General features: G+C 65.0%; 10 protein-coding genes. 8 read left to right on the top strand and 2 right to left on the bottom strand.

Translation table 11 applies throughout. The annotated features are described in order from the left end of the window. Position 1: 1 nt before the first annotated feature. On the bottom strand, positions 2-865 hold the full coding sequence (locus OP497_RS04445; protein ID WP_280546802.1) for a MurR/RpiR family transcriptional regulator: 864 nt from the start codon (positions 863-865) through the stop codon (positions 2-4). Positions 866-1265: 400 nt separating this feature from the next. Here OP497_RS04445 and OP497_RS04440 point away from each other — a divergent pair, with 400 nt between their 5' ends. The 7 genes from OP497_RS04440 (at position 1266) to OP497_RS04410 (ending at position 10616) form a co-directional block, all read left to right on the top strand. Further along, a complete protein-coding gene (locus tag OP497_RS04440; protein WP_280546801.1) occupies positions 1266-2093 on the top strand; it encodes a TIM barrel protein in 828 nt (275 codons plus the stop codon). Positions 2094-2121: 28 nt separating this feature from the next. Next, positions 2122-3024, top strand: coding sequence for a sugar phosphate isomerase/epimerase (locus OP497_RS04435; RefSeq protein WP_280546800.1), 903 nt, complete (start codon positions 2122-2124; stop codon positions 3022-3024). Between the two features lie 15 nt (positions 3025-3039). Beyond that, a complete protein-coding gene (locus OP497_RS04430; RefSeq protein ID WP_280546798.1) occupies positions 3040-4050 on the top strand; it encodes a Gfo/Idh/MocA family oxidoreductase in 1011 nt (336 codons plus the stop codon). Between the two features lie 305 nt (positions 4051-4355). Further along, a complete protein-coding gene (gene iolC / locus OP497_RS04425) occupies positions 4356-6272 on the top strand; it encodes a 5-dehydro-2-deoxygluconokinase (RefSeq protein ID WP_280546797.1) in 1917 nt (638 codons plus the stop codon). Between the two features lie 31 nt (positions 6273-6303). Then, positions 6304-8154 carry a 3D-(3,5/4)-trihydroxycyclohexane-1,2-dione acylhydrolase (decyclizing) gene (gene iolD / locus OP497_RS04420; RefSeq protein WP_280546794.1) on the top strand — a complete coding sequence of 617 codons (1851 nt, stop codon included), beginning with the start codon at positions 6304-6306 and terminating at the stop codon, positions 8152-8154. A gap of 35 nt (positions 8155-8189) precedes the next feature. Beyond that, positions 8190-9089: a myo-inosose-2 dehydratase gene (gene iolE / locus OP497_RS04415; protein ID WP_280546792.1), complete on the top strand. Its 900-nt coding sequence runs from the start codon at positions 8190-8192 to the stop codon at positions 9087-9089. A gap of 30 nt (positions 9090-9119) precedes the next feature. Then, positions 9120-10616, top strand: a complete 1497-nt coding sequence (locus OP497_RS04410; RefSeq protein ID WP_280546791.1) for a CoA-acylating methylmalonate-semialdehyde dehydrogenase — start codon at positions 9120-9122, stop codon at positions 10614-10616. Between the two features lie 55 nt (positions 10617-10671). Here OP497_RS04410 and OP497_RS04405 read toward each other — a convergent pair whose 3' ends face one another. Then, positions 10672-11721 carry a LacI family DNA-binding transcriptional regulator gene (locus tag OP497_RS04405; RefSeq protein ID WP_280546789.1) on the bottom strand — a complete coding sequence of 350 codons (1050 nt, stop codon included), beginning with the start codon at positions 11719-11721 and terminating at the stop codon, positions 10672-10674. Positions 11722-11937: 216 nt separating this feature from the next. Here OP497_RS04405 and OP497_RS04400 point away from each other — a divergent pair, with 216 nt between their 5' ends. Beyond that, entirely contained in the window at positions 11938-13113 is a 1176-nt protein-coding gene (locus OP497_RS04400) for a Gfo/Idh/MocA family oxidoreductase (protein ID WP_280546787.1), read from the top strand. The last annotated feature ends 1 nt before the right edge of the window (position 13114 follow it).

Below are 13114 nucleotides of genomic sequence, written 5' to 3'. Positions count from 1 at the left end.
GTCAGGCACGTTCGGCGCCGTCGTCCTCGGCCTTGCGCTCGCGCGCCTTGTCCTGGCGGACGCCTAGGGAGATGGCCAGGGTCTGGGTCAGGCAGAGCGAGGCAGTCAGGCCACGGAAGCTCTTGACCTCGGCCTCGTGCACCACCAGCGTAACGTCGGCCAGGCGCGCCAGCGGGCTCAAGTTGGAGTCAGTGATCACCACCAGCGGGATACCGCGCCTGCGGGCCTCGTCGGCCACATCGCGAGATTCCTGGGCATAGGGCGAGAAGCTCACCACCAGCAGGGCATCCTCGGCATCGATGGCACGAACCTGCTCGCCATACATGCCCCCCAGGCCGTTGACAAGAAAGGTGCGCTTGTCGATGTGGTGCAGCGCATAGGTCATGTAGCTGGCCACCACGAAGCTGCGACGCGCCCCCATCACGTGGATGGCGCGTGCACGCTCGAAGATATCCAGGGCACGCTCCAGGAGGCGCGGGTCGGTGCGTCCCGGAAGCTGGTCCAGCACCTCGCGGTTGGCCTCGGCGAATTCCCACAGCAGTTGGGTGCTGTCGGGTGTCTCGCCGGTGGCGCTGCGCACGGCACGTATGCGCTCGTTGTAGTTGGGCAGCTCGTCGACCAGGCGTGCACGGAACAGCTGCTGCATCTCCGAGAAGCCGGAGAAACCGAAGTGATTGGCGAAGCGGATCAGAGTGGAAGGGGTGACACCGGCCCGTTCGGCCAGCTTTGCCACCGTCGCGAACGCGATCTCCTGGGGATGATCCAGGAGAAAACGGGCCGTCTGCTGCAGACGACGACTCAGCGAGGGATAGTCGGCCGTGATGCGTTCTTCCAGTGTTGAGAAATCCTGCGGTGTCTGGCTCATGGTGTCCGCCTCGTGGGTGGCTTCTCGCAATACATTGGATCCTGTTCTTCTAGTATAGACTTTTAGGAATAAAAATTCCATTTGAACGTTAGTCTAGAATGCCGGCTCTGGCAATGAGGGGGCGGCCGAGGCCCGCTCGATCACGTCGGGTAGCTGCTGCTTTGGTCGAAGGCCCGTCCCTCGGTCAATCCCGCCACCTTCATTCAACATGCTGATTCTCAGGGGAAGCCGTCGAATCTATCGGAGCTGGAGCGGGCAAGATGGAATATTCTGTTTGTTGATTGGTTGGAATATGTATTCTAGTCTTCCTGAAACCCTGGACAGCGTACCCCTCTGCCAGCTGGGCGATACGGCCCCGCGATGGGTTACGACGACACTGCCAAGTCACCTGGAGGCCGCCATGACACAGCACGCACTGAAGTTCTCCCTGAATCATATGGTCTGTCCCCGCTGGACCCCGCAGCAGCTGATCGAGACCGCCGCCGAGATGGGTGTCGGTGCCGTGGAGTTGCGCAACGATGTGGGTGAGAACAGCATCCTCGATCTTGAGGCGGCGCGTGCCGCCGGGCAGCGTGCCCGAGAGCTGGGCATCGAGGTACTCAGTATCAACGCCCTCTATCCCTTCAATATCTGGAACGAGGAGCGTGCCGCCAAGGCACAGGAGCTGGCGCAACTGGTGGATGCCGTCGGTGGCCACGGCCTGGTGCTCTGTCCACTGGTGGATGCCGACTATTCCGCCAGTGCGGAAGACAAGCGAGCCGGACTCGAACAGGCGCTGACCGAACTGGATACCATCCTGGGTCGCTATGACCTGCAAGGCTTCGTCGAGCCGCTGGGGTTCCCGATCTCCTCGCTGCGCACCAAGGCCGAGGCGGTCGAGGCGATCCGATCACTGGGACTGGAATCGCGCTTCGGCCTGGTCCACGACACCTTCCACCATCAGGGGGCCGGCGAGTCGGCCTTCTTTGCCGACATGACCGGCCTGGTGCATATCTCGGGTGTGGAGGACCCGGCGATCGGCTTCGAGGAAATGCTGGATGCCCATCGCTACCTGGTCGGCGAGTGCGATCGCCTCAACAACGTCGGCCAGCTGCGCCGCCTGCTGGCTGACGGCTACGACGGCTACGTCTCCTTCGAACCCTTCGCCGAGCCGGTCCATGCGTTGGCCGATCCGGTGGCTGCGCTACATGACAGCATGCAATTCGTCCAAGCGGGCCTTGCACGCTGATCCAACATTCCACAGGAGGATTCTCATCATGAAGATCGCCCTCGACCCCTTCATGCACCGCCATGTGCCCCTCGATGACCTGCCGAGGCTCGCCGCCGACCTGGGCTATGAACACATCGAACTGTCCCCGCGCGCCGACTTCCTCGACTGGTTCGTGCATCCGCGGGTCTATCCCGAGCGCCTCCAGTCCTTCAAGAAGTCGCTCAAGGACCACGGCGTCCAACTCTCCTCCCTGCTGCCCATGTATCGCTGGGCGAGCCCCCATGAGGACGAGCGCCAGGCCGCGGTGAAGTACTGGAAGAAGGCCATCGAGGTCGCCGTGGAACTGGGCGTCGACACCATGAACTCCGAGATGGGACGCGGCCCGCACCCCGAGCGCGGCAGCTGCTCCAGCTGCTGCCAGGGCGGGGCGACCACCGAGTCCAGCGAGGCCTCCTGGTGGCGCTCCATGGAGGAGCTGGTACCGATCTTCGAGCGTGAGGGCATCCAGCTCAACGTCGAGCCGCACCCGGATGACTTCGTCGAGACGCTGCACCCCGCGGTCGACATGATCCGCACCGTCAACTCCGACAACGTCAAGTTCCTCTTCTGCGCGCCGCACACCTTCCACTTCGGCGACGACATGGAGCAGATGATTCGCGACTGCGCGCCGGTGCTGGCCCACGTCCACGTGGCGGACACCTTCAACCACAAGGCGTCCTCCGGGCTGCGCTACATCATCAACCCGCCGGGTTCCACCGCCCGGGTCCATCAGCACCTCAACATCGGCGAGGGCGAGGTCAACTGGGACCTGTTCTTCAAGACCCTGGCCGACGTGGGCTTCGACGGCATCATGACCGCCTGCGTCTTCGCCTGGGAGGAGAAGGCCGAGGACTCCTCTCGCTTCATGCGCAACGAGATCCAGCGTTACGTCGACACATACTGGAAATAATCCGGAGACAACATCATGACAGTCAGAATCGGAGTCATCGGCACCGGGATGATCGGCGAGGAGCACTCCCGCCGCATCACCCAGCAGCTCACCGGCGGCGAGATCGTCGCCGTCACCGACGTCAACCTGGATCAGGCGCGGGCCGTGGTCGACCGCCTGGGACTCGAGGCCCGCGTCTTCGATGACGGCCAGTCGCTGATCCAGTCCGACGACGTGGATGCCGTGCTGGTCACCTCCTGGGGGCCGACCCATGAGGAGTACGTGCTGGCCACTATCGCCGCCGGCAAACCGGTGTTCTGCGAGAAGCCCCTGGCGACCACCGCCGAGGGCTGCCGCCACATCATCGATGCCGAGATCAAGGCAGGACGTCGGCACGTGCAGGTCGGCTTCATGCGCCGCTACGACAGCGGCTACCGGATGATGAAGGAGGCCATCGATAGCGACCGTTTGGGTGAAACCCTGATGATCCATGCGGCTCACCGCAATCCGGAGGTGCCAGAGCGCTATATCACCCCCATGGCGATCCACGACACCCTGATCCACGAGCTGGACACTTTCCGCTGGCTACTGGACGACGACTACAAGAGTGCCCAGGTGCTCTTCCCGCGCAAGACGCGCCATGCCCACAGCAAGGTCGAGGACCCCCAGATCGTGCTGCTGGAGACGGTCAAGGGCGTGCGCATCGACGTCGAGGTGTTCGTCAACTGTCGCTACGGCTACGACATCCAGTGCGACGTGGTCGGCGAGGACGGCATCGCCCGCCTGCCCGAACCCCAGAGCCTGCAGTTCCGTCAGGCCGGCCAGCGCTCCAACGAGATCCTCCAGGACTGGAAGAAACGTTTCAGCGAGGCGTTCGACGTGGAACTGCAGTCGTTTATCGACGGCGCCGCCGCCGGCGAGATCGGCGGGCCCTCCTCCTGGGACGGCTATGCGGCGGCCATCGCCGGCGATGTCTGCGTCAAGGCCCAGGAGAGTGGCGGCATCGAGGTCATCGAGATGCCCGAACGGCCGGCCTTCTACACCTGAGGCCTGCCTCTCGGCCGTCCATGAGCGGCCCCGGCCCCTGGCAGGGCCGGGGCCGCTTCTTTTGTCGAGCGCCTCGTGCCGTCCCGGTCTTCCCCTTCTCGTCGACCAGCGTCACCCAATGCGACCAAAGCACTACGAATCATCTTTTCCATTTATTGATTGGATGGAATCTTCGTTCTAAACTGATCTTCAATGAAACAGACAAATTGAACGCGAACCCCGTTTCCAACAAACCGACCGGCCGAGCCGCGGAGCTGTGACATCCGCGCAGGGCTCGCGACTGGCCAAGCGTAGGATGTGATCCCATGAATGACACCAAGACACTGGATCTGATCTGCCTGGGGCGTGCCGCCGTCGACCTCTATGGTGACCAGATCGGCAGCCGCCTCGAGGACATGACCAGCTTCGCCAAGTACCTCGGCGGCTCGTCCGGCAACATCGCCTATGGCACCGCCCGCATGGGGTTGAAGTCGGCGATGCTCACCCGGGTGGGTAACGAGCACATGGGTCGCTTCGTGCGCGAGGAGCTGACCCGGGCCGGGGTCGACACCAGCCATGTGGTCACCGACGCCGAGCGCCTCACCGGCCTGGTGATCCTGGGCATCAAGGACCGCGATACCTTCCCGCTGATCTTCTACCGCCAGGACTGTGCCGACATGGCGGTCGACAGCGCTGACTTCGATCCGGCGTACATCGCCTCCAGCCGGGCGCTGCTGATCACCGGCACCCACTTCTCCACCGAGCAGACCTACCAGACCAGCAAGACCGCCATCGAGTACGCCAAGGCGGCCGGCACCAAGGTGATCCTGGATATCGACTATCGGCCGGTGCTGTGGGGCCTGACCACCCTGGGCGATGGCGAGACCCGCTTCGTCTCCAACGAGGGGGTCAGCCGCCACCTGCAGACCATTCTGCCCGACCTGGACCTGGTAGTGGGTACCGAGGAGGAGGTGCATATCGCCGGCGGCAGCACCGATACCATCACCGCCCTGAAGACGATCCGGGGGCTGACCGATGCCACCATCGTGCTCAAGCTCGGCGCCCAGGGTTGCACGGTGCTCGAGGGTCAGATCCCCGATAGCGAAGCCGACTTCGAGGTGCATACCGGGGTTCGCGTCGATGTGCTCAACGTGCTGGGGGCCGGCGACGCCTTCATGAGCGGCTTCCTGCGCGGCTGGTTGCGCGGCGAGTCCCATGCTCAGAGCTGCGCCTACGCCAATGCCTGTGGCGCCCTGGTGGTTTCGCGCCATGGCTGCGCCCCGGCCATCCCCAGTGCCGAGGAACTCGATGACTACCTGGCGCGTGCCGAGTCGATTCCGCGTCCCGATTTGGACACACGGCTCAACCACCTGCACCGGGTCACCACCCAGCGCCTGCCGACCCAGTGGAAGGACCTCTGCATCCTGGCCTTCGACCACCGCAAGCAGCTCTTCGACATGGCCCGCGAGGAAGGCGCCGCTCCGGCCCGCATCAACACGCTCAAGCGATTGTTGGTCCAGGCCACCGAGCGCGGCAGTGAGCACCTAGGCGACAGCCAGGTCGGCGTGCTGATCGATGACACCTACGGTCAGGACGCCCTCAACGATGTCACCGGCCGCGGCTGGTGGATCGGCCGCCCCGTGGAGCTGCCCAGTTCGCGCCCCATCGAGCTGGAGGGCGGTCGCAGCATCGGCTCGCGGCTCAAGACCTGGCCGCGCGAGCATATCGTCAAGTGCCTGGTGTTCTACCACCCCGAGGACCAGGGGGAACTGCGCCGCGCCCAGGAGCGCCAGGTGATCGAGCTCTATCGCGCCTGCTGCGAGTCCGGCAACGAGCTGCTGCTGGAGATCATTCCGCCACGCGACCTGGCCAAGGATGACGACACCTACCTCAACGCCATGCAGCGCTTCTACAACCTGGGCGTGCAGCCCGACTGGTGGAAGCTGCCCCCCCAGACCCCGGACGCCTGGCGGCGCATCGGCGACCTCCTCGCCGAGCGAGCGCCCCACTGTCGCGGTGTGGTCATGCTCGGCCTGGACGCGCCGGCCGAGGAACTCAAGAAGGGCATCATGGACAGCGCCGGTGTCGATGTCTGCAAGGGCTTCGCGGTGGGCCGCACCATCTTCGGCGAGCCGAGCCGCCAGTGGCTGCGCGGCGACTACGACGACGAGCAGCTGATCGAGGCCGTGAAGACCAACTATCTCGAGCTGGTGGAAACCTGGCAGGCGCGCCAGCGCGCCTGATCCCGAACGATCCTGTTGAAGGGCTACTGATATGAAGACTATCCGACTCACCATGGCCCAGGCCGTCGTCCGCTACATGATGGCCCAGAAGGTCGACGTCAACGGCGAGATCAAACCGCTGTTTCCCGGGGTCTGGGCCATCTTCGGCCACGGCAACGTCGCCGGCCTCGGCGAAGCGCTGTACCAGGCCCGGGAGAGCCTGCCCACCTACCGGGCCCATAACGAACAGGGCATGGCCCATGCCGCCATCGCCTATACCAAGACCCTCAATCGCCGCCAGGTGATGGCCTGCACCGCGTCGGCCGGACCGGGCTCCACCAACATGGTCACCGCTGCCGCGGTGGCCCACGTCAATCGCCTGCCGGTGCTCTTCCTGCCGGGTGACACCTTCGCCACCCGCATGCCCGACCCGGTGCTGCAGCAGGTGGAGAACTTCCACGACCACACCCTGACCACCAACGACTGCTTCAAGCCGGTGAGCCGCTTCTTCGATCGCATCACCCGTCCCGAGCAGCTGCTCACCTCGCTCCCCCAGGCGGTGCGGGTACTCACCGATCCGGTGGAGTGCGGTCCGGTCACCCTGGCGCTGCCCCAGGACATCCAGACCTTCGCCTTCGACTACCCCGAGCACTTCTTCGACGAGAAGGTGCACCGCCTGCGTCGCCAGGCCGCCGACCGCCAGGAACTTGCGGACGCCATCGCCCTGATCCGCCAGGCGAAGAAACCGCTGGTGATCGCCGGAGGCGGGGCCCACTACTCGGGCGCCCTGGCCGAGCTCGACGCCTTCGTCTCCCGCCACCACCTGCCGATGGGCGAGACCCAGGCCGGCAAGGGCGCCCTGCCCTGGGATCATGCGCAGAACCTGGGCACCATCGGCGTCACCGGCGGTGCGGCCGCCAACGCCCTGGCCGCCGAGGCCGACCTGATCATCGCCGTGGGCACCCGGCTGGGCGACTTCGCCTCCGGCTCCCGCGCCATGATCAACCCCGAGGCCAAGCTCTTGAGCGTGAACGTCGCCTCCTTCGATGCCGTCAAGCACAAGGGCCAGGCGCTGGTGGGTGATGCCAAGATCACCCTGCCGGAGCTGACCGCAGGCCTGGAAGAGTGGCAACCCGAGGGTGGCTGGATCGAGCAGGCCGCCTCGCTGCGCACCGACTGGAACCAGACCGTGGAGCGCGTCACCGCCGATCGTGGCACCAACCTGCCGTGTGACGCCGAGGTGGTGGGAGCGGTAAACCGCGCCGCTGGCGAGCGCGACATCGTGGTGTGTGCCGCCGGCGGCCTGCCCGGCGAGCTGCAGAAGCTCTGGCGCACCCGCTTCGACCGCGGCTACCACATGGAGTATGGCTACTCCTGCATGGGCTACGAGCTGGCAGGCGGCCTGGGGGCCAAGATGGCCCTGCCCGACTCCGAGGTCTTCGTCATGGTGGGCGATGGTTCCTACCTGATGCTCAACTCCGAGATCGCCACCTCGGTGATGCTCGGCCACAAGATCATCGCCGTGGTACTCGACAACCGTGGCTACGGCTGTATCCACCGCCTGCAGCAGTTCTGTGGTGGCCCCGGCTTCAACAACATGCTCGACGACTGCCTGAGCGTTGAGGGTGGCGCCCCCAAGACCGATTTCGCCGCTCACGCGACCTCGCTGGGTGCCAAGGCCGAGCAGGTGGGCAACATCGGCGAGCTCGAGAAGGCACTTGAGCGCGCCAAGGCGTCCGACGTGAGCTACGTGATCGCCATCGACACCGATGCGCTGGCCGACACCCAGGATGGCGGTGCCTGGTGGGACGTGGCGGTGCCCGAGGTCTCCCCGCGCGCCGAGGTCAAGGCGGCCCGTGCGCGCTACGAGGCCTACAAGGCCCGCCAATTCAAGAATCTCTAAATCTCGATCACGACGACCGATCTCAGGAGTTCGCCATGAGTGTAAAACTGGGCATCAACCCGCTGACCTGGACCAACGACGATATGCCGTCTCTCGGTGGTGATACGCCGCTCGAGGTGTGTCTCTCCGAGGGCAGACAGGCCGGCTTCTCCGGCTTCGAGCTGGGCCACAAGTTCCCCCGCGACCCCGAGGTGCTGGGGCCGATCCTCGACAAGCAAGGCCTCTCCCTGGTGTCCGGCTGGTACAGCAGCGAGCTCTTGACCCGCAGCGCCGAGGAGGAGATCGAGGCGCTCAAGCCGCACCTGCACCTGCTCAAGTCGCTGGGCGCCACGGCGATGGTGTTCTGCGAGGTGACACACTGCATCCATGGACAGCGTGAGACGCCGCTGTCCCACTCGCCACGGATGAGCGAAGAAGGCTGGAAGACGCTGATTCCGCGCCTGAACCAGGTGGCCGACTACTGCCTGGAGCAGGGCGTACAGATCGCCTACCACCATCACCTGGGCACGGTGATCGAGACCCCCGCGGAGATCGAGCGGCTGATGGCCGAAACCAAGCCCTCCGTGGGCCTGCTGCTGGACTCCGGCCACCTGGTGGGTGCCGGCGGCGACCCCGTGGCTGCGCAACAGCAATATGCCGACCGCATCGTTCACGTGCACTGCAAGGACATCCGCCGGGAAGTGCTCGAGGACGTGCGCAACCGTGACCTCAGCTTCCTGGACGGCGTGCTGAACGGCATGTTCACCGTGCCGGGCGACGGCTACATCGACTATGTCCCCCTGTTCAAGGGGCTGCGCGAGAGCGGCTATGAGGGCTGGATGGTGGTCGAGGCCGAGCAGGACCCCGCCGTGGCGCATCCGCTGACCTATGCGCGCCTTGGGCATGACAACCTGCAGCGCTTCTGTGCCGAGGCCGGACTTCCAATCACCGAATAACCCGACTGACGATCAAGAGGACACTCCCGTATGAGCATTCTGGGCAACTTCATCAACGGCCAGGCCGTGGCCAGCCAGAGCGAGCGCACCGCGCCGGTCTACAACCCCGCCACCGGCCAGCAGAGCCTGCAGGTGGCGCTTTCAACCGCCGACGAGACCCGCGAGGCGGTACGCGTCGCCCATGAGGCCTTCGCCGGCTGGTCAAAGGTCACGCCACTCAAGCGTTCGCGCATCCTGTTCAAGTTCAAGGCGCTGGTCGAGGCGCATGCCGACGAGCTGGCGCGACTGATCGCCAGCGAACACGGCAAGGTGTTCTCCGACGCCAAGGGCGAGGTGACCCGTGGCCTGGAGGTCGTCGAGTTCGCCTGCGGCATCCCGCACCTGCAGAAGGGCGAGCACTCCATGAACGTCGGCACCGGGGTGGACAGCTACTCCATGATGCAGCCGCTGGGCGTCTGTGCGGGCATCTCGCCGTTCAACTTCCCGGCCATGGTGCCGATGTGGATGTTCCCCATCGCACTGGCCTGCGGTAACACCTTCGTGATGAAGCCTTCCGAGAAGGACCCCTCCACCTCGATGCGCCTGGCCGAGCTACTCACCGAGGCCGGCCTGCCCGATGGCGTCTTCAACGTGGTCAACGGCGACAAGGAGGCCGTCGACGTGCTGCTCACCGACGAGCGGGTCGAGGCGGTGAGCTTCGTCGGCTCCACCCCCATTGCCGAGTACATCTATGCCACCGGCTCGGCCCACGGCAAGCGCGTCCAGGCCCTGGGTGGCGCCAAGAACCACATGGTGATCATGCCGGATGCCGACCTGGACCAGGCCGTCGGCGCGCTGATGGGCGCCGCCTACGGCAGTGCCGGCGAGCGCTGCATGGCCATTTCCGTGGCCGTACCGGTGGGTGAGGAGACCGCCAACCGACTGCGCGAGAAGCTGGTCGCCGAACTCGACAAGCTGAGCATCGGCCCGGGCCTCGTCGACGGCCCCGACAACGACATGGGCCCGCTGATCACCCGCGAGCACCTGGAGAAGGTCAAGGGCTATATCCAGGCCGGTGCGGACGAGGGGGCCGAGCTGGTGGTGGACGGCCGCGACGCAAGCATCGAGGGCGACGGCTTCTTCCTCGGCGGGTCGCTGTTCGATCACGTCACGCCGGGCATGCGCATCCACCGCGAGGAAATCTTCGGTCCCGTGCTGGCCATCGCCCGGGCCGCCAGCTTCGATGACGCGGTCAAGATGATCAACGATCATGAGTTCGGCAACGGCACCGCCATCTTCACCCGCGACGGTGACGCCGCCCGCCAGTACTGCGAGCAGATCCAGGTCGGCATGGTCGGCGTCAACGTGCCGATCCCGGTGCCCATGGCCTTCCACAGCTTCGGCGGCTGGAAGCGTTCCCTGTTCGGTCCGCTGCACATGCACGGCCCCGATGGTGTGCGCTTCAATACCCGCATGAAGACCATCACTCAACGCTGGCCCAGCGGCATCCGCGAGGAGACCAACCACTTCACCATGCCGACGCACTGAGCCTGCGCTCTGCGGATCACCCGGAAGACGCCGGAGCCGGAGGCTTCGGCGTCTTTCATTCGGCGGCCTGAGTGGCGACCCGGTGGGAGCGACGCAGTATCAGCTCGCCGCGCTGCAGATGCTGGGTTTCGGCATCCGGCCGCTCAATCACGCGTCGTATTGCCTCACTGACCAGGGACTCCAGGGGTTGCCGGTAGGTGGTCAGCGCGTAGCGTGGCGAGGCGGCGAGTTCGATGTCGTCGAAGCCGACCACTGCCAGCCGGTCGGTCAGGCCGCGCTCGGAGAGGGCGTCCAAGGCCCCGATGGCGAGGATGTCGTTCTCGCAGAACAGCGCCTCGATGCGCTCCGCCGCTGGCGTCGCCTCCAGATAATTCGCCAGCACGGCGACCCCTCGCTCACGCTGATAATGCCCCGCCTCCAGCAGCTCGATGGCATCCACCCCATGCTGGGCAAGCCCTTCCTGGAAGCCTGCCAGGCGGCGCAAACGGGTGGTCTCGCTGCTCGGGCCTGCCATATAGCCGATTCGCCGGTAGCCTTGCTGTGTCACCAGCAGCTCGGCGATCTCCCGACCGGCGGCATAACCATCTGTGGAGACGACCTGGATGTCGGGATCCTCACAGTTGCGGTAGAGCACCACCAGCGGGATGTGGCGGATGTCGTGTGCCAAGCGGACTAGCTCCTCGGTGAGCACGGTCCCCAGGAAGATCAAGCCGTCCACCTGGAATTGATCGGCGAGTGAGATGGCGGCCCCCTCCCGGTCCTCCTCGCTGATGTTGAGCAGCATGGAAAGATAGCCCCGCCGCTGCAGCTGCAGACTCGTTTCGTTCAGCAGGCCCAGCAGGTTGGGGTTATCCATCTCGTCCACGACCAGACCCACGATGCGCGTCTGACGCTTGGTCAGGCCGCGGGCCAGCAGATTGGGCCGATAGCCCAGTTCCGCCGCTGCTTGCAGAACCTTCTCGCGAGCCTTGGGAGAAATGGAGGCGCCCTCGGTAAAGGCCCGCGAGACGGTCCACTTGGAGACACCGGCCCGTCGGGCTACATCGCTGGCGGTCACCTTGTGGGTGCCACCCGCCGCCTCCCTGCCTTTAGACTTTTTGATCATTATTTCACCTTGACGGAATTTTTGTTCCATTCTAGTCTTTGTGCAACCGGGTGCAGACCCGTTTCGATACTAGCAGATGGAGCCTCGCCTGACGCTGGTGGCATGAAGCCATCAATTTTTTTGCCGCAACTTGCACCCGGTTGCAAATTGTTGCGAGCACGCGAAAAGGTGGTTGGACGTAGACGCATCAACACAATTCACAAGAGGAGCATTGCCATGTTGAACGGCGAGAAGACGATCGAACGCCCCCTGCTCTGGGGCATGGTGGGCGGCGGCCGCACCGGCCAGGTGGGCTACAAGCATCGCACCGGCGCCCTGCGCGACAACACGGCCTATCGGCTGGTGGCCGGCGCCTTCGACCTGGACGCCGAGCGCGGGCGCGATTTCGGCACCCAGCTGGGTGTCGCCGAGGATCGCTGCTACGCGACCTACCAGGAACTCATCGCCGGCGAAGCCGCGCGCGACGACGGCGTCGAGGTGGTGTCGATCGCCACCCCCAACTTCACCCACTACGCGATCACCAAGGCCTGCCTGGAAGCCGGCCTGCACGTGATCTGCGAGAAGCCACTGTTCTTCACCGTCGCCGAGTGCGACGAGGTCGCGAAACTCGCCGAGGACAAGGGTCTGATCGTGGGCGTCACTTACGGCTTCAGCGGTCACCCGCTGGTCCACCAGATGGCCGCCATGGTCAAGAAGGGCATGCTGGGCGATATCCGTATCGTCGACATGCAATATACCCATGGCTTCAACTCGGGCGACGATACGGACGCGGGCGAGGCCGTGAAATGGCGCACCAACCCGGAGACCGCCGGCCCCACCTTCGTGCTGGGCGATATCGGCACGCACCTCTACTACCTCTCCGAGGTGGTGCTGCCGCATATGAAGATCGACAAGCTGCTCTGCGACCGCAAGGCCTTCATTCCCACCCGCGAGCCGCTCGAAGATAACGCGACCGTGTTGACCCACTACGCTAACGGCGCTCGCGGCCGCCTGTGGGTGTCATCGGTGAACGCCGGTCACATGGGTTCCCAGCGCTACCGTTTCGTCGGCTCACGGGCCTCAGTCGAGTGGTCCGATGCCCATCCCGACCAGTTGATCTACGAAGTGCAGGACGAGCCGCCTCGCACCCTGCACCATGGCATGCCCTACCTCGAGGAGGAGTCCCTCGCGATTGATCGCATGGGCGCGCTGCATACCGAGGGGCTCGGTGACAGCTGGGCCAACATCTATCTGTGGATCGCCCAGGCGATCGACGCCAGGAAGCGTGGCGACGACGCCTTCCTGAAGACCCACCATTACCCGGGTATCGAGGCTGGCACCGAAGGCGTGCGCTGGCTCGAGAACTGTGTACGTTCCGCCGATGCAGGCTCGGCTTGGGTCGATTTCCAATAAA

Origin of the sequence: Halomonas sp. 11-S5 (assembly GCF_029889825.1) — a bacterium.
Lineage (GTDB): Bacteria > Pseudomonadota > Gammaproteobacteria > Pseudomonadales > Halomonadaceae > Halomonas.
Note: the sequence above shows the minus strand (reverse complement) of the source record. Positions and strands in the feature narration are given on the sequence as shown.

What these genes read in the sequence shown, in the direction of transcription:
- OP497_RS04435 (WP_280546800.1), top strand. Translation starts at nt 2,122, where the DNA reads ATGAAGATCGCCCTCGACCCCTTCATGCACCGCCATGTGCCCCTCGAT.
- OP497_RS04405 (WP_280546789.1), bottom strand. Translation starts at nt 11,721, where the DNA reads ATGATCAAAAAGTCTAAAGGCAGGGAGGCGGCGGGTGGCACCCACAAG.
- iolC (WP_280546797.1), top strand. Translation starts at nt 4,356, where the DNA reads ATGAATGACACCAAGACACTGGATCTGATCTGCCTGGGGCGTGCCGCC.
- OP497_RS04430 (WP_280546798.1), top strand. Translation starts at nt 3,040, where the DNA reads ATGACAGTCAGAATCGGAGTCATCGGCACCGGGATGATCGGCGAGGAG.
- OP497_RS04410 (WP_280546791.1), top strand. Translation starts at nt 9,120, where the DNA reads ATGAGCATTCTGGGCAACTTCATCAACGGCCAGGCCGTGGCCAGCCAG.
- OP497_RS04400 (WP_280546787.1), top strand. Translation starts at nt 11,938, where the DNA reads ATGTTGAACGGCGAGAAGACGATCGAACGCCCCCTGCTCTGGGGCATG.
- OP497_RS04440 (WP_280546801.1), top strand. Translation starts at nt 1,266, where the DNA reads ATGACACAGCACGCACTGAAGTTCTCCCTGAATCATATGGTCTGTCCC.
- OP497_RS04445 (WP_280546802.1), bottom strand. Translation starts at nt 865, where the DNA reads ATGAGCCAGACACCGCAGGATTTCTCAACACTGGAAGAACGCATCACG.
- iolD (WP_280546794.1), top strand. Translation starts at nt 6,304, where the DNA reads ATGAAGACTATCCGACTCACCATGGCCCAGGCCGTCGTCCGCTACATG.
- iolE (WP_280546792.1), top strand. Translation starts at nt 8,190, where the DNA reads ATGAGTGTAAAACTGGGCATCAACCCGCTGACCTGGACCAACGACGAT.